14 protein-coding genes are annotated in these 17,131 nt (G+C 64.6%); 5 read left to right on the forward strand and 9 right to left on the reverse strand.

Annotated features, from left to right (window positions below; translation table 11 throughout):
- Positions 1-38: 38 nt before the first annotated feature.
- The 9 genes from ACH9D3_RS16905 to ACH9D3_RS16945 form a co-directional block, all read right to left on the reverse strand.
- Complete coding sequence (locus ACH9D3_RS16905; protein WP_396411819.1) at positions 39-974, reverse strand: hypothetical protein; 936 nt, start codon at positions 972-974, stop codon at positions 39-41.
- Positions 975-1,563: 589 nt separating this feature from the next.
- Positions 1,564-1,995 (reverse strand): DUF4913 domain-containing protein, encoded by a 432-nt coding sequence (locus ACH9D3_RS16910; protein WP_396411820.1) that lies wholly within the window; start codon positions 1,993-1,995, stop codon positions 1,564-1,566.
- Positions 1,996-1,998: 3 nt separating this feature from the next.
- Positions 1,999-3,807, reverse strand: a complete 1,809-nt coding sequence (locus tag ACH9D3_RS16915) for a TraM recognition domain-containing protein (protein WP_396411821.1) — start codon at positions 3,805-3,807, stop codon at positions 1,999-2,001.
- Entirely contained in the window at positions 3,804-5,555 is a 1,752-nt protein-coding gene (locus tag ACH9D3_RS16920) for an ATP/GTP-binding protein (RefSeq protein WP_396411822.1), read from the reverse strand. The genes ACH9D3_RS16915 and ACH9D3_RS16920 overlap by 4 nt, the downstream gene beginning before the upstream one ends.
- Positions 5,555-7,069, reverse strand: a complete 1,515-nt coding sequence (locus ACH9D3_RS16925) for an SCO6880 family protein (protein ID WP_396411823.1) — start codon at positions 7,067-7,069, stop codon at positions 5,555-5,557. The genes ACH9D3_RS16920 and ACH9D3_RS16925 overlap by 1 nt, the downstream gene beginning before the upstream one ends.
- Positions 7,050-8,909 (reverse strand): type IV secretion system protein, encoded by a 1,860-nt coding sequence (locus tag ACH9D3_RS16930; RefSeq protein WP_396411824.1) that lies wholly within the window; start codon positions 8,907-8,909, stop codon positions 7,050-7,052. Before ACH9D3_RS16930 ends, ACH9D3_RS16925 begins: the two co-directional genes overlap by 20 nt.
- Positions 8,902-9,651 (reverse strand): hypothetical protein, encoded by a 750-nt coding sequence (locus ACH9D3_RS16935; RefSeq protein WP_396411825.1) that lies wholly within the window; start codon positions 9,649-9,651, stop codon positions 8,902-8,904. Before ACH9D3_RS16935 ends, ACH9D3_RS16930 begins: the two co-directional genes overlap by 8 nt.
- 40 nt (positions 9,652-9,691) lie before the next feature.
- Complete coding sequence (locus ACH9D3_RS16940) at positions 9,692-9,991, reverse strand: hypothetical protein (RefSeq protein WP_368801013.1); 300 nt, start codon at positions 9,989-9,991, stop codon at positions 9,692-9,694.
- A complete protein-coding gene (locus ACH9D3_RS16945) occupies positions 9,988-10,611 on the reverse strand; it encodes a DUF6668 family protein (RefSeq protein WP_396411826.1) in 624 nt (207 codons plus the stop codon). The genes ACH9D3_RS16940 and ACH9D3_RS16945 overlap by 4 nt, the downstream gene beginning before the upstream one ends.
- A gap of 170 nt (positions 10,612-10,781) precedes the next feature.
- Here ACH9D3_RS16945 and ACH9D3_RS16950 point away from each other — a divergent pair, with 170 nt between their 5' ends.
- The 5 genes from ACH9D3_RS16950 to ACH9D3_RS16970 form a co-directional block, all read left to right on the forward strand.
- Entirely contained in the window at positions 10,782-11,024 is a 243-nt protein-coding gene (locus ACH9D3_RS16950; RefSeq protein WP_251356605.1) for a helix-turn-helix domain-containing protein, read from the forward strand.
- 16 nt (positions 11,025-11,040) lie between these two features.
- Positions 11,041-12,459 carry a MinD/ParA family ATP-binding protein gene (locus tag ACH9D3_RS16955; protein ID WP_396411827.1) on the forward strand — a complete coding sequence of 473 codons (1,419 nt, stop codon included), beginning with the start codon at positions 11,041-11,043 and terminating at the stop codon, positions 12,457-12,459.
- Complete coding sequence (locus ACH9D3_RS16960; protein ID WP_396411828.1) at positions 12,459-13,571, forward strand: transglycosylase SLT domain-containing protein; 1,113 nt, start codon at positions 12,459-12,461, stop codon at positions 13,569-13,571. The genes ACH9D3_RS16955 and ACH9D3_RS16960 overlap by 1 nt, the downstream gene beginning before the upstream one ends.
- The gene (locus tag ACH9D3_RS16965; RefSeq protein ID WP_396411833.1) at positions 13,568-14,152 is read left to right on the forward strand and encodes a hypothetical protein; all 585 of its coding nucleotides are present in this window, start codon (positions 13,568-13,570) and stop codon (positions 14,150-14,152) included. Before ACH9D3_RS16960 ends, ACH9D3_RS16965 begins: the two co-directional genes overlap by 4 nt.
- Before the next feature lie 725 nt (positions 14,153-14,877).
- Positions 14,878-17,131, forward strand: a 2,254-nt coding sequence (locus tag ACH9D3_RS16970; protein ID WP_396411829.1) for a P-loop NTPase, incomplete at its 3' end; no start/stop codon positions are given.

Consider the following 17,131-nt stretch of genomic DNA (forward strand, 5'->3'; position numbering starts at 1 on the left):
CTCTGAATGATGGGCGGAAAACGACCGGCAGGATCCGGTCAGGCCACGACCCTGACAGTCGCTGTGCTGGTGCCGCCGGCGGCGGAGATGACCGTGACCGTGGCCGGCGGTGCATCGAGGGCAAAGGCCCCAACCGGGCCGGACAGCCCGCCACGCCCGGTGACCGTCAGTGCCGGGGCGCCGCTCTGGTCACTGGAAGTGGCGCTGACGGTGAGCGTCTGGTTGGTGCTGTCGTAGTCGGCCTGGGTGATCTCCACGGCATCGGTGACCACCGCGGTCACAGGCAGAGCAATGGGATCGGTCAAATTGGTCACGGTGACCTGCGTCGGAACCGTGTTGCCCGCGGACATACGGAAGAGGTAGTTGGGGGTGTTCCCGCCCTGCAGCAGCGTCTCGGGCCCACCGTCGAGGGATGCCTCGAGTTGTTGCCCGGGGACGGATCGGGCGAACACCTCCACCGTCACCGTCCCCGCCGCCGCTCGGCGGTAGATCGCACGGGTGATCTCCACCCCGTGGATCGTGGCGATACGGCCCTGCAACACAAACTGGTCCGTGTAGACCTTGTCCGGGTTCCCAGGATCATTCGGATCCGAGGCACCCCCAGCTGTACTCGCGCCGGGGCCATCCACCAGGGCGAAGTTGGTGTTGAACGGGCTACCCGTGATCGTGTGCTCGGTGGCGCCGTCACCGATGTAGCCCTGGGGCAGAGCGGGGTCGGGGGTCCATCGCAGGAAAGGGGCAATCTGTCCGCCCAGAGCTCCGGTGAAATCCAACGGGGTTAGGCCGATGTCTTCCGTGGCAGTCACCCGGCCTCTGTCATCGGTGGTGGCCCGGACCGTGCCGTACGGGTGCGTGAGCGTGTACGTCGTCTCGGGTCGGCCGTCGCGGACCCGGAACCGGATGCGTCCGAAGACGATTTGTTGGCCATCCGCCACGTCCTCGGTGGCGAAGGTCGCCTCCAGGGCCAGGACCACCCTTACTTCCCCGTCCTGCCCCCCTCCACCCAGGGGCAGCTCCGCCTCCGCGGTCATGTAGAACGACTCGCCTGGGAAATTGGGGATGCCCCGCAGCGTCCCGCTCTCATCCAGGCCAGCGATGACCGGGGTATTCGGGTCATCGCGTTGCCACGCCAGATCCAGACGCGTGCCCGTGGCGTCTTCGTACCAGAGTGGATAACCCGTCCGGGGATCCGTAGGTCCTACTTCACTTAAACGCTCCATATTTCCTGGCACCGCACACCCCACGATCGCGCAAGCATTCACAGAAGGTAGATGCAAATCAAAATAGAGGGGAAATAGCCCGTGACCTGCTGTTACGTAGTCACAGTGGTATAAACACCGAGCAGTAATCTCTCTCTTGGAGAGAGCTTTGATTACTTGTCGGTTTATTAATAGCAGATGACAACAAATCAGTTTCAATCTGTATGCATCGGCGCCCTCCAGTCGACCAACGTCCATCTGTGATCGAGCTTCTCACCTACCCCCTTCAGCCCCCGCTCCAGCTCTGTGGACTTCTCCCGTGCAGAAACCCCTGACCGAGTTGGGGGGAGCAGGCACGGGCCGCTTACTCGAAAAGCCCGGCGGGGGGAGGGTCCAGTGGAAGTGGTATCCCCTTCGGGGCGTGTGCTCTGGGGGTGCATCCGTGGAAGGGGCCTTTTTCGTCGAAGAGCACCCGCATGGTGGGGTCGGCGTAGTCTCGCCACCACACTGCCAGCCCGGTGGTGGGGTCGGTGCGTAGGTTTTCCCAGGCCCGCCAGAGGCCGGTGAGGCGGCTGACGGCTTCTTCGTGGCGCCACCATTGGGCGCACCAGGTGAAGGTGGTGGCCCGGCCGGCGAGGTCGATGTCGCGCCGATACTGGTAGGCCAGGTGTTCGGTGACGAACTCGGCGACGTTCGCATAGACGAGTTCCCGCTCCCCCTCCCCCGGTTCGGCTTCCTCGAGGAGTTCCTCGTCGATGTCGTCGTGGCTGTTGGTGCGGCGGGCACCGATGTCCATGGCCTACTCCTTCACCAGCGCCGCCCACCGGTTGCCCATGGGCTCGGTCGGGCTCGGCTCAGCAACCTGGAGCTCGGGCACGGACTGCTCTGTAGCGCGGGTATCGGTGGGTGTGTTGTGCGCGGCTTCGGAGGCCGCGGCCGCGTCGGCGTAGGGGCGGGCGCTGACCGGGACAGTGCGCAGCAGCACGGCCCGTGCCCCGGAGCCAAGCATCACGGCCCTGCCCTTGGGCAGAGCGGCCAGGTCGGCGACAGAGAGGATGTCGTCGGTGGCGTCCTGGCGGGAGGTGGACCCACTGTCCTTCTGCCTCGAGGAGGAGACCGAGGTGTAGGTGTACTTGCCGATCAGCTCCGAGAGCATCTTGAGGAAGCCCTCTTCTTTGACGTTGCCGCCGTAGGTGACGACGTTGGCGGTGGAGAACAGCTTGCGCATCCCGGATTCGCCCCACACGTCCACGCCCTGGGACCAGGACTGCAAGAACGTGGAGACCACGATGCCGCGGGAGCCGTAGTGGCTGTAGAGGTCGGGCAGATTCGCCCACCGGCACACGTTGGCGGCCTCATCGAGCACGCAGACCATGGGGGTGGACAGCCGCCCTCCGCGTTGGGTGACGGCGTGCTCCTCGGCGGCGGTCACGGTGGCCACGGTCAGGGCGGTCACCAGGGGCCCTGCGGTGCCGGCGCCTTCCTTGGACAGGGCGTAGAGGGTGTGCTTGCCGGCCACGAATGCCTGGGGGTCGAACTGCGGGCGGTCATCGTCCGGCCCGGTGGGGTTGACCCAGGCGGCGATCTTCTCGTTCTTCAGGCACGCGGCCATCTGCAGGGCGGTGGAGTAGACACTGCCCCGGTACTTCTCGGGCTGGCGGATGGTGCTGGCCACCGCGTCGGCTTCCTTGGTCCACCCTGCCGCGTCAAGGATTTTGGCGGGGGTGTCGTCGGTGAAGCGGGTCAGCCAGTAGTGCACCCGTTCGATCGGCTCCCCACCACAGGCGGCGGCGAGCAGGAGCCCGGCGAGCAGGTCCTTGCCGGCCGAATCGAAGTGGGCGTCCCCCATCTTCGCCCCGGCCGGGCGGGAGCCGGCGGCGAAGTTGTTCGCCATCTCCGCTGCCCGCTCACTGTCGGTGACGTAGGTCAGCGGGTTCCACCACCAGGTCGGTTTCTCCCCGGCGACTGACTGGGGGTCGAAGACCCACACGTCGCCGCCTTCGGCGCGGAGGTCGCGGGTCAGATCGGAGAGGTCGCGTTTGTTGGAGGTGGCGATCACCGGGCCCGGGGCCTCGATGATCGACGGGGCCGCCTGGGAGGTGGTCTTGCCGGTACGGGTGCCCCAAATGTGCAGGAGGGTGTCCTCCCAGGAGGCGTAGAGGGTGTGACCGCCGCGGACCATTTTGCCGAGCATCACCCCCGGGGTCTCGACGCCGAAGCGATCCGCCTTGGCACGGGCTTGTTTCTCGGTGAAGGGGGCGACGTCGCGGACGGTGGCCATGCGCGGTGCGGCGCGGTCGTGCTTGACGACCTTCTTCGCCTTCTGATGGCGCTTGAAGCCCCACAGCACGAACAGTGCTGCCGCCACCAGCCCGAGGGCGGCCGCCAGGACAATCTCCGTGGTGCGCCACGGGAGGTCTCCGGTGACCACACCCAGGGACCGTTCCCAGTACCCGGTGGGCAGCGGATCGGTGCGCGGGGTCAGGGCATGGCCGGCGCTGGCAACGACGTAGAGGATGGCCGGGATGCCGACCAGCGCAAAGAGCAGGGTCAACAGCAGGGCGACCTCCCCGCCGCCGGTCCTGTACTTGCGGTCCAGGGAGCTCATCGTTCGCCTCTCTCCTGGGCGGCGCGGGACTTGGCCTCGTGCCACTTCTTTTCGGTGTCGTGCACCTGGGACCGGCGCTCGGTGGGGGTGAACTCCATCGAGAACGGAATCCCGGCCCTCGCGCCGACCTTGATGAAGAACTTTCCCTGTCCTGGGGGTGGGGTGGTGGTGCGGTCATCGATGTACCAGGCGGCGTTCTCGTCATCGGCCAGCCACTGAGTGAGCTCCTCATCGGTGAACGCCTGGTCGGTGGGGGCGTAGACGTCGTCGTTGGTGTACTCCAGGGCCTCGTCCCCGCGGCGGTTCCAGGCGGGTGGGTCCTGCCAGTTCGCCAGCTGCTCCTGCTCGCGCATGCTCAAGGGCACGGACTCGGTGAGCAGCGGCATCTCGGATTTGGCGAGGCCGCCGAGGATCTTGATGCCGCAGCGGTCCATGATGCCCTTGGCCTTGGCGCGGTCTTCTTCACCGCGGACGGCCAGAAGATCGGAGGGGGTGTGGGAGGCCATGATCTGCCCCACCCCCCATTCCCGGTTCAGGCGGGTGAGGGCGTTGACCTGGTCCACGATGCCGGGCCCGGCCGCCAGGGTGTTCCACAGCTCATCGAGGATCACCAGGAACCGCTGACGCTCGATCACCCCGTCATCAGCGAGCATGTTCGAGGTGGTCACGGTGCCGAAGCCGGCCGACCAGCAGGCCATCAGGGTCGCCGCGCGCAGGTCGGATTCGGTCTGGGAGATCCGGGAGAGGTCGAAGACCATCGGTCGGGAGGCGTCGATCCGGTTGGTGGAGGGGTGGGCGAACATCTGCCCGAAGGCCCCGGAGCCGCACAGGGAGTTCAGCGAGGACTCCAACCCCTCGGTGATGTCCTGGTACCGGGCGTCGTCGCCGCGATCCAGGGCTACCTCGCGCACCTCGACCGGCTTGTCCTTCAGGACCTGACGCAGATCCGCCATCACCGGCACCGTGCCGCTCTCGGCGTGGCGGGCCTCGAGGACGGCGAGGCACCGGTCCAGGATCGACTCCTCCCGCTCATCCAACGGCTTCTTGCGCAAGATCGCGATCAACGACGCGATCAGCGAGCGGCGCCGCGAATGCAGCTCATCCAGCAACTCCTCCGCCCGCGCGGGAGATAGCAGCTTCGCGGCGGCGACCGCCCCGCAGTCATCTAGCGGGTTGATGTGTCCGACCCCGCGCCCCAGGGGCAGAACGGCCCCGCCCAGGTGCTCGATCATGGCCACGTGCTCACCCTTGATGTCCCCGAGGATCAGCGGCCACACCCCGAAGGCGGCCAACCCGATCGCCATCCGGCGCAACAGCGAAGATTTGCCCAGCCCAGGGTTGGCCATCACGAAGGCCGAGGGGTTGGAAATCACCCGCAGCTTCAAGAACCAGGAGATCGGATCACAGCACACCGGCTCCCCCGAGAGCAGGTTCCGCCCCAACGGCACCCCCTCCAGCGGGGAACCGCCACCCATGGGGAAGGGGAAGAGTCCGCAGACCTGGTAGTTGGTGCCGCGCATTTCCCGGATCGGGTGCAGCAGCTGCGCCTCGCCCAGCCCCCGGCCCTTGTGACCCCGCGGGCCCGGACGGCGCGCGGAGGAGGCAGTGACGGAGGTGCTGCCCGTGCGCTTCGGCTTGGCGAAGACCTTGCCGCCCTTCACTCGGGCGAAGGCGCGGTCCAGGACGGTGGTCGAGGCGTTGCCCCGGGAGGCGGGAAGGATGATCTGATCTCGCTGCTTCTGCTTCATCACAGGGCGTTCCTCACGGTCGAGGGCAGGGCGAGATGGTCCGGGATCACGACACCCAGGGGGAGGCCGGCGGCGAAGGTGGAATCCTGGGCGCCGTAGGTCTCCTCCAAGCGGATCCTCGCCGAGGTGCCGAGGTTCTCGATGATGGCTTCGGCCTCATCCAGCTCACCCCGTGAGCGCACGGTAGCGGTGACGACGAGCCCGAAGTTCAACAGCCCGGCCCCGTCGGCTTCCTCGGCGGCGGTGGCCTGGGCTGCGCGGGTTTCGCGGGTGTCCCGGGCGGTGGCCCGGTTGCGGGAGGAGGCGTTGAAGGTGGCGGTGTTGATGTCGTTCTCCACCATCTGCGCCGCCCTCGCGGGGTCGATGGGGCGGTAGAGCAGCGTGACGCGCTTGCGCACCAGCTCCGGGTTCGGGGCGATCAGCGCCTGGAGCACGTTGGCCTGGACGGTGGAGCGCGGGGGCACCGACATCGCCCAGGACTTCGACCAGGAGTTGTTGTGGTGGTAGCAGTCCCAGAACGTGTCGGCGGCCTGGGGGCCGACCTCGCTCCAGTTCAGTTCCGGGGCCACCCCCTGGGCGTGGGCCCGGTCGAAGAGGATGGCCTCGGCCGGGTCGTAGGCCACCCGGATGACCTCGCACAGCTGCTGCGCGGTCAATGGTGCGGCCACCCCGGCCCCGGTGTCGTTCAGGGACAGAGTGAGGTTGGGCAGGCGCGCCGCCAGATCATCGGCGACCTCGGCAGCGTTGCGGATGCGCCCGCCGGCCCGCACGGAGGCCTTGAAGGTCACCGCGATGTAGGCCCGGGTGACGGTGGCGCCGGTGGGAAGCATCTGCACGGTCTCGTTGATGACGTCGCGGGCGAACTGGGGTGCGTTGTCGGCCATGCGGGCCTCGATCTTCCGAGCCAGCCGGTACCCGGAGTCCGGGGCGGTCTCGATCGTCACCGAAGCGGCGGTCAGGCCGGGCTCGTCGGTGAGCATGCCCAGCCAGTGCGCCCAGCGGTCCACCCACCGGTTGATGTGCTCCTGGTCGACCATGCCCCCGCCGTCGGGCTCGGAGGAGAACACCACGGTGTAGTGGTGCTTCTGCGGGACCTCGACCAAGGCGAAGGTGCGGCCGTAGCCGTCGACGTGCTCAGTGATCGCCGACCGTGCCGAGACCCCGGGCAGCTTCGTGGTGCCCTCCGGCACCCGGCTGATCGGGCCGGCCCGGTAGACGTTGGCGCCGGCGTAGACGGCGTTGGCCCACCCGGCCCGGCGCACGATGCGCTCGATGAGGGTGCGTCCGTGCTTGTTCTTCTGCATCGACAGCGCGATCAAGGTCAAGATCACCGCCTCAAACCCCAGGGCCACCAGCCACATGTTGAGCATCATCAGTAGGATCCCGCCGACCACGCCACCGATCAGCAGCACGGTGCCGGCGGTGGAGAGCCCGGCCAGGCCCTTGGAGGTGGGGATGCGGAAGTTGCCGTACACCCGCGGGCGGTTCTCGGTTTTAGCTTCGGTCTGCGCCATCAGGGCGGGCCTCGTTTCCGGTCTCGTTGGCGATCTGCGCCTTGAACGCACGTACCTGCTGTTGTGCGGCCTTTCCGATCTGTCCGGTGCCGGCGGGGCCGGTCGGCCGCACACCGGTACGTGATCCCGTGGGACCGGTGCCGGCACCACTGCTGGGGATGGGTCGGGCCCCGGTGCCGTTACCCGGGGTGGGCAGTGCTCCTGCGCTGCTGCCCGGAGACGGGTCGGCGCCTGTGCGGGAGGTGGTCGCTCCACGGCCGCTTGAACCAGTCGCAGGTTGGGCACCTGCCCCGGCTGATCCGCCACTCGAGGAGGTTTTGGAGGGGCTGCCTCCGGCGCTGGACTGAGTGGCCTCGGTGACTGCTTCGCCGGTCTTCTGCGCGGCGTTGGCTGCGGCCATGCCCAGGGCCACCGGAGCTGCGGCCGCGCCGGCGGCCGCTGTACTTGCCGTGCCAGCGGTGCTCGCTGTGCTGGCTCCGGTGGTGCCACTGGGGCTAGAGGTCGGTCCAGGGGTCGGGGATCTCGGTCCGCCCTTGGAAGGGGCGGAGGACTGGGACGGTGGTGTGGAGGAGGAGTCGGAGCCGAAGCCACGGCCCGACCGAGCCAGATGAGAGGCGCCCTGCGGGATCGCCGCGCCCATCGCTGCGATGCCCAGCGCCCCGCCGCTGCTGCCGCCGGAGGAGGACATCGAGCCCAGCACGGGGCTGAGGAACCCGATGAGCACGGGCAGGGCGAACACGGAGGCGACGATCATCATCAGCCCGGCGGCGAACTGGATCAGCCCGCTGCCGGAGTCCTCCCACACCCCGGTGGTGGACATCTTGATCGCCAACCCGTAGATCAGCGCCGCGGCCGGCTTGTAGAAGGCGAAGGCCAGGGTCCAGGCAATGACCTTCTGGAAGAAGTTCTTCCCCGTCTCGGTGTTCAGGAAGGCGGCTGAGAGCGGCAGGATCCCGGCCATCAAAAACAGCATCCCGGTGCGCAGCACCATCAGCATCAGCTGGATGATGTTCACGATGATCGCCACCACCCCACCGACGATGATCAGGATGACGTTGCCGCCCAACCACACCGGATCCGCCGCCCCGGCGCTGGTGGCGTTGTCCAGGGCCAACAGCTGGAGCACATCGGTCTGGAAGTCCTCCCCGATGGCGGAGTCGATGATCTGCACGGCCAGGGCGTCGGTGCCGGCCACCAGGACGTTGAGGATCGTCACCCCGGTAGCGGTCACCACGGCCAGGGTGAGCAGATTCTTCAGCAGGTCCCGGGCCGGTTCGGCGCGCTGGGTCCAGGCCATCTGGGCCCCGGCGATCATCACGCTCAGTGCGGCCACCGCGAGGGTGAGGTAGAAGGTCTGGTCCTGGATGAAGCCCACCGACCCGGACAGGTTTCCCGCCCGGGCCGGGACGAGGAAGCCGATCAGGCTGGTGGCCCCACCGATCAGTGCCGCCCCGGAGGCCAGCACGGTGGCGGTGTTGACCAGGCCGGCTCCGTCGCCGCGGCGTGCGTTGGTGGCCAGCACGATGCCCAGGAACAGCACCCCGAACATGCACACCCCCAGCCCGATCCAGCTCGCGTAGCTCAGCAGCAGGTCGATGTAGGCGTTGAACTCCCCACGCGCCGGAGCCTGGGAGGCGGGTGCACTGTTGCTGGTGAGGTTGGCGCTGCCGATTCGAGTCCACATCGACCCGAGGGAGGCGATCGTGTCGACCACGGCAGCGGTTACACCGTCGGCGATCTGATCCAGCGCATCACCGGCCGCTCCGGTGAGTGCGTCGCTGACTCCTTCCTTGACCTTGCAGAAGCCATCGAGTGCGAAGCACTTCTCTTCCTCAGCCATCGTGGGGTCCCCACTCGATGTACCTGTTTAGGTCTGACACCTGGCCGGAGACGGGGCCTGTGTCGCCGTTGTCCTGCAGGGCGAAGCGCCAATCGCCGTCTTGCCACATGAGGTCTGCGCTACTGGTGATGTATGTCTTCTCGGTCCCGTCGTCTCCTGCTAGTACGACCTCGACCGTGGCTCGCTCGCCCGTGTACGAAAGCAGTCGGAAGCCGGCAACCTCGACCGGGACCGTGGAAGCATCCCCTGCGGAGACCCGCTGCTGGACTTGTCCCACGGCGATGTCCTTACCGGGGCCCTCAACGGCAAGCTCCTTGAGGGTGTCCAGCAGAAGCTGGGGATTGTTGCTCGAGGCCAGCATGTTCGCCGTCGTCAGCAACGCCCCTTCAGGAGTGTGGGAGTAGCAGGAGCGCACACCCGTCGACTCGTCCACGGTGCCCGGTCCGTGCTCCTCAGAGGACGGTGCGTAGATCGCCCCGAGAGCGGTCCACTCGACGTCTTCCGGCGCTTTCGTGAGAGTGGTGCCGCTGGTGGCGTCCAAACCACACTCCGACTCTCCGCCCGTCACCGGTTCGGCGGTGGTGGCTGGCGCCGGGGCGGCTTGGGTGGGCTCTTCTCCGTCGGGCCACAGCCACAGGACCACGCCCAGTACGATCAGCATCGCGACGAGAACGGCTGAGATGAGGAAGCGGGGGGTCTTCCACCATGTGCTGTTGTCGTCGGTCTCGATGTGGTCTGTCACGTGTTGCTCCTCGTGTGTGGGGGGCTGCGTCTGGTGGTGGTTATGCCCCGGCGATGAAGGTCAGGATCGAGGCTCCACCGGAGATCAGAGCCACGGCCAGGACGATCTTGATGATCCCGGATACTTCTTCGGTGGTCTCTCCACGGCGGGCGTCGAAGGCCATCTTTCCGCCGACCACCAGCAGGCCCAGCACAGCAATGCCCAGGGCGATCCATTTGCCGACACCGACCATGCGGTTCCAGGTGTCGCCAATGCCAGGAGGGGCCAGGGGGCTGGAGTCGGGCAGGTTGGCCGGCAGCGCCAGCACGGTGTCCTGGGCGGCAAGTACGAGGTCGATCATTGGGGGGTCCTCTCGGAGATGAGTTCATCGACTGCCTCACCGAGAGCGGTGAGGACTTTCCTCGGCTCACGGGCCATGGACTCCCAGTCCGCGGCTCCGGTGAGTCGGAGTTCTTCGATCCACGGCACCACCCAGGTGGAGGGGACACCACCGGAAATTACGCGGGTCGCTGTTGCCAAGGGTTTCGGGGTCTTGCCTGGGGTGTCGGCCACGATCGCCAACCCCGCGAGCACTACCTCCGGGTGTTGCCCGGACGCCCAGTCCTGGGCGGCACGTCGAGCTGTTTCCAACCCCCGATGCGTCTGTCGGGCGAGGAGGACAACGACAGGGGACGGTGCCTCTGGGGTCGGAGAAGGCCAACGGTGATGGCATTCGACACCGCCCAGCAGCTCCCGGAATGTGGTCTCTCCCGCCCCGCCATGGGCGCCTAACCAGTACGGACCAGCAGAGGACGTGGGGAACCATTCGAGCCGTCTGTCGCCGTCCGGTGCGGAAATACCCCGCTGGGGCGCCTGCGCCCCCCGAAGCACCGGGGGCGACTCAGGAGGGAGCTCCTCCAGGAGCGAAACCGTCTGAGCCCCCGTGCCGGGTGCGACGAACCCCGTCCACCGATTGCCCATCTAGGCTCCTAAGTTGAATCCAATGCACGGAGGTGCATCCCCGTGGGTCACCCACGGAAACGAATTGAACATGTTCAACTATAGGCAGTTTCGAGCTATGGTGTGCAACCGTAAGCAACTTTTTCCCACTCTGATCTACCGGAGCCGCCGTGATTGCTGGAGCGCTCTCCATGACTGAGTCGCTGGACAGACTCTTCAACGGGCTGCCCGAGCGACTCACCGTGGCCCAGCTGACCGAGGTTCTGGGGCTGTCCAGCACCACGGTGACCTACCGCTGGCTAAGGGATGGGCGGGTGCCAGCCATACAGCTGGGCTCGCACTGGATCATCCTCCGGGACGACGTGAAAGAGCACCTGCGTGCTCACTACAACGTCTCTCAGCAGCCCAACCTCGGAGTGGGGGATACCGACTGATACGAAAGGCATCCCCATGGCGCAGGCGCTCGACCGTCCGCGATGCACCGCAACGATCACCGACGACGACACCGTTGAAGTCTCCATCGACGGTGTGGTGACCCCCCTGAACTCGATGGACGATGCCATTGCCCAGCTAACCGAGACCGCGCGTATCTTGGGTCGGCCCGTCAAAGTCGTAGCCGTCGACCCGTCTTCGGACAGCGAACTCGAGACCTACCTGGTCGTTGGGCCTGACGGGGAGGTCTCCACCGACGGGACGGCCACCCGCCCCTCTCGGACCGGGCGTCGAGGCAGCCGTGCGGTCAGCCTCGATGAGCTCGTGCCCGCCGAGTCGGCCCCGGAGCCACTGCTGACCGAGCCCGAAAGTTCCTCTTTTGAGGAAGCCGAGCCGATGCCTTCCACCATCGTCACGCCGACTCTCGAGAACGCGTCGCAGCCCCGTCCCATGCAGGCAAAGTCAACGCCCTCCAGCGCCCCGGCGCTGCAACCATCGGACACGACAGTCTGGGACATCGACTCCGCCCCCAGTTTCATCGCCACCGACAGCTCCCTGGCCGACGCGCCAGCCACCCACGGCTGGCGCGGAATGCTCAACCGCATCGGGATGCACCTGACCCCTGGGCCTGGGGAAGTAAGCGAACGAGAAGACCTGGCCGCGGTCTCACGGCACTGGATCGGCTCCCGCACCATCGCGGTCGTCAACCAGAAGGGCGGTGCCAACAAGACCCCCACCGTTGCCCTGCTCGCCGCCCAGTTCGCCCGCCACGGCGGGGCCGGCGTGCTCGCCTGGGATAACAACGAAGCCATGGGCTCCCTAGGCTGGCGCACCGACGGCGCCGGCCACGACTCCACCGCACTGGACCTTCTCCACCACGCCAATCACTTCCTCACCGCCGAAGCCAAAGCGGCCGAGCTGGCCGCCTTCGTCCACCACCAGGCGCATGACGCCTACGACGTCCTGCGCTCCGACGAATCGCCGTCCAACACCCACGAAATCACCGGGGCCGAGGTGGACGCCCTGCACCGGGTCGCCGAGAAGTACTACCGGCTCGTCATCATGGACAGCGGCAACTCCACCCGGGGCGAGAACTGGGCGCACATGATCGCCCACACTGACCAGGTCGTCATCGCCACCACCACCGAGTCCGACAAGGCCCAGGGCGGGGTCAACGCCCTCAAAGCTCTGCACGCCGGAGGCCCCCATGCCGGGGAACTGGCCCGCAATGCCGTGGTGGTCATCTCCGAGCTAATGCCCTCGCACAGCACCAAGGCCCACGCCATTGCCCAGGAGTACGCCCCATTCGTGCGTGAGGTAGCCATCGTTCCCTTCGACCCGCACCTGGTGCAGGGCCGCATCCACCACCGACAACTACGCCCCGCCACCCAACGGGCCTGGCTGCACGCCGCGGCCCTGGTCTCCCAAGGTTTCTGATGACAGGGCCCCGCCCCCGAACCCTCGGTGTGGCGGCGCTGCTCGTCCTCGGACTGCTGGTGGGCCTGATCATGGCCGTGACCATGCTCGTGGCCACCCTGGCCGAGGATGAAGACGCCGCGGGCCTGTCCACCAGCTGCACGGCCACCGCCGTCGGCACCAACGAGAAGGCTAATGTGGTGTCCGTGCCCAACGGCTGGGGGCCGCTTGTGGACGCGGCCGCCAGCCAGGCCGGACTGCCGGCCAGTCTGGTCGCCGCGCAACTGGCGCAGGAATCCGGGTGGAACCCGGACACCACCAGTCCCGTCGGCGCCCAGGGCCTGGCCCAATTCATGCCCGTGACCTGGGCCACCTACGGCCGCGGCGGCAACCCCTTCGACCCCGAAGATGCCATCGCCGCCATGGGCCGCTACATGGCAGCCCTGAAAAGCCAAGTTCAGCCCATCGCCGGGGACAATCCGGACGAGCTCGTGCGCCTGACCCTGGCCGCCTACAACGCCGGACCCGGTGCGGTGCAGGAGCACCACGGCGTCCCGCCCTACCCGGAGACCCAGCAGTACATCGAGAAAATCCTCGACGGCGCCCAGGGCAATTTCTCCGCCGGCTGCAAGGCTCCTACAGGCGCCAGGGCCTGGGACGGGAACCTCGGTGACGGGCACTGGACGACCCCGCTGCCCGGCGGTGTCTTCACCTCCGGTTACGGCGGCCGCGCCCTGGCCGGTGTCCCGTCCTGGGCCAACCAGCACGTAGGCGTGGACATCGCCACTTATGGGGCCAGCAACGGCAGCGGCGGAGTCGTCGTTGCCCCCACCAGCCTGCGAATCACCGGGTTCAACGCCACCGATGGCTGCGTTATCGCCAAAGAGAACGGGTCCGACCCCGACTTCGGCTTCGCGTTCTGCCACCTGCACTCCTGGGACGTGACCAAGGGCCAAAAGCTCAAACGCGGGGACATCATCGGCGTCGAGGGCAACCACGGACGCTTCGGCATGGCCACCCACCTGCACTTCGAGATCTACAAGCCCGGCGCCCCCGACCTCGTCTTCCCCTACCAAGGGCACAACCTCGACCCCGAGCCCATCCTCAAAGAGAAAGGTGCGTGGCCGAGATGATGCGCCATCCACTCAGCCTCGCCGCAACCCTGCTGCTGTGCGCGTTGCCGCTTGCCGCCTGCGACTTGCCCAGTGAGGCCCAGCAAAGTCCCCCAGAAGCCACCGTCTCTACCGCGCCGCCACAGCTGGGCGAGGGAACTTTCGCCACCCCGGACGACGCTGAGCGCACCGACGTGGATTCCACTGCCGAGGTCGCCGCCCTGATGCTCCACTTCTGGGACACCGCCACCGATCGCACCGAAACCGCTGCCGCGGTCCGGGCCAAGCCGCTGATGTCCGCCGACTGGGCCGCGCATCAGGTCGAGCCCGAACGCAACGCAGCAGGCGCCCCGTGGCTCGCGGCCGCTGAGCACCAGGGGTACAGCGCACCCACCATCGTCCCCCTCCACGGCGACGTCAATCAGGACGTCGCTCCGGACAAGGCCATCCGCGCCTACACCGTGGAATGGACCTGGAATACCCGCGACGGGGCCACCGTCCACGAAATGGGTCGTCGGCAGGTCACCCTCTACCTCGAGGAGCACGACGGCCAGTGGGAAGTCGTCGGCCATCAGTCCCGCGACATGAAGACAAGAAAATAGCCATTCGGTGGGTAATTGGGGCTCCTAAAGTAGAGGTTGGCTCCTTGAGCCCTGGGGGAATGAGCGTTCCTGGTGCGCAAATTGGCACCATGTCCAAGTCCCACACCGCCGTTCTGTGCGCGAACCTCAAGACTTTACAAGCTTGTCCCGTAGCATCGATCATAGTAATGCTATGACAGGACCTGGGAGGACGCATGACGGATTCAACTGATGACCCGCGTGAGATTCACAGGGCTTCGACACCTCCTCATCGGGTAAAAAATAAAAACACAGAGTCAAATTCTGAGAAATCTTCCGACTCAAATGAAGTAAAAGCCGGTGTCGATCAAGTGCGATCGCAGGCGCCCAAACCTGGTCCCGCGCTCTGGCGGGTAGCATCCAAATCAAATACCTGGGTGCCACCAAAGCCGAGTGTTTCTGCCGCCTCCAAAAAAAGCGACCTATCAGACGGTGCCTCTAGCTCGGAACTTTCGCAACCAATAGGAATTCCCGCGGAGCTGAATATGTCAGGTGATCGTGGAGCGGTATTGATTGGACCAGGAGGTAGAGTCGAAGGGGGTGTGAAGGTTGATATCAAATACGCTTCTCGAATCCCGGCATGTCTGCAGTCCCATGCAGCGGTGGTAGCAACGTTGCGGGACCACCGCTCAGCTTTGATTGAGTCAGTGCTTCCGTACTACCCGCCGCGTTTGGAGGCGCCCTGGCACCCCGAATCACTGTGGAGCATGCTGACGGATCCCACTGCAGTTGGAAGTATTCTGTTGACTGGTCACGGGGGGATTGGAAAGACGCGCGCTTTGTTCCAGGTCGCCGAATTGGCGATCAGTAGAGACTGGGAAGTACTTCACATGCGCGGCTCAAATGCCGCTGGCGTCATGGATTACTTAATGGAACGGAGTGAGATCAATTCCAAACCTATTCTTCTTGTCGTCGACTATCTAAACCGATACCATGACACTTTCGATCCCGAATTGTTGCAGGACATAGTGGCTGCAGCAAGGGACTCCACCCCACGACTGGCTGTTTTGGCTAGTGCCCGTACTGGATGGTGGAGCAACCACCAAGAAAATGCGGGACTCAAGTGGATGCAGCATGTGCAGTTGACGCCTACTTCAGATGACTTGAGCGCGGTGTGTTCGGCTATAGCATCTACAACTGCTCCTACTGCAGTTGAACGGCGTGGACTGAGGTACGTTTTGGATCGCACCGGCTCAAATCGCCCAGTGTTAGTTCGGTTGATCGCTACAATTGTGGAAAACCATACTGTTGGCGAGGTTACAACCGATACCCTTATTTCTGAAGACCTTAGCGATTATTTGCGTGACCGTTTATTGGAAGATCGCCTATTACCCCAATCTAACCCTGAGACAGTTTTATTGCCCGCAACGGTGGATGAAACTGTCCATGCAACTGCAGTAATTTTAGCCACAACACCTGCTAATTTTACGCAAACAGTAAATGCAGCCACCACCATGTTGACAAATCTGGGACAGCGGGCAGATTCTCGTTGGTGGGCGGAGCATATTGTGACGATGCTGTCTCTAATGGGCTGGCTTACATCTGATGAAAACACGCTGGTCGCCGTCCATGACGTGGTTGTTGATCACGTTGTCGAAAGCGTTATATTTCTGAATGGAACCGTGACGCATTCCGGTAATTTAAATTTACTCCTTGATGCATCAATAGCCAATCCCCGCATGTTGGGTAACGCTTTAGTCACTCTTGAACGCATATATGACGAGCGTGCTGCCCGAGATCATATAAACACATCTTTACGGGATAGTGTGGAATTGTGGCTCAGTGAGCGTTCTACTGTGATCCTAAACATGGTTGCTTCGGATCCCGCCGACGGGGCCGCCACTTTGTCTTCACTTATGACTACGCCTCTATTGTCTGGCCCCGAAATTCCATGGGTTACTCTTGTGAAACCGTTCCTAAGCGAAGTCGATTTGCATCCAGCAGTCGGAGAAATGCTTATAGTTGCCGCGAGGAATCTGCCTGATAATTTTAGTCGCGAAATTGTTCAACCCTCTTTGAGCTGGCTTTCCTGCAATGACACAGATACTGCTGAACGGCTGTTGCGGCATCTGCTCGACCGAGAGGTATTTTCTCCCGAAGAAAAAGCAGAGTTAGTTGAACGTGCTTACTTCTGGACAGTCAATCATCTTGACTACACTGGGGTAGATTTTCTTCTAACTCGTCTTCTTAAATCACCCTATCTTGATGATCTTCAGGCGTTGGATACCGTTAATCGTGCCCTCGCCTGGCTTGAGCGACACGGAACGCGAGCATATGCATCTCATTTGTTAACTGCTCTATTGCGCCGCACCGACCTTGATATTAAACAAGCAATTAGTGCAGTCCGCATAAGTGAAGTTTGGATCAAACGCAATGCTACGCACGCCGCCTGTTCGTATGTTGTTCCTGCTTTTCTGAGAAGACGTGAATTATCGCCTGTCCAGCTTGGTATGGCAGCCGACTTGGCCATTAAAATGTTAGTCGGAAACTCTGGTTCGGAGAGCAATTATCTTCTGGAGGCGTTACTGAGTCGGGAGGATCTGGAAAAAAAGACTACCGCGGCCGCACTAACAGAATCTTTCGTTTGGTTGGACCGCTACAGTGGTTTAGAGGCTATATACCTTTTGCAGGTATTGGTGGGGAGGACGGATCTAGGAGAGAGGGACACTGCGGCCGTGCTGGCGGCCGCTCACGCTTGGCTGGACCAGCACCGCGGGCCGGAGGCCAACTACCTCTTGCAGGCGTTGGTGGCGAGGACGGATCTGGGAGAGAGGGACACTGCGGCCGTGCTGGCGGCTGCTCACGCTTGGCTGGACCAGCACCGCGGGCCGGAGGCCAACTACCTCTTGCGGGCGTTGGTGGCGAGGACAGATCTGGGCAAGAAGGACACTGCGGCCGTGCTGGCGGCTGCTCACGCTTGGCTGGACCAGCACCGCGGGCCGGAGGCCAACTACCTCTTGC

This window comes from Kocuria kalidii (assembly GCF_044462225.1).
Classification (GTDB): Bacteria; Actinomycetota; Actinomycetes; order Actinomycetales; family Micrococcaceae; genus Kocuria; species Kocuria kalidii.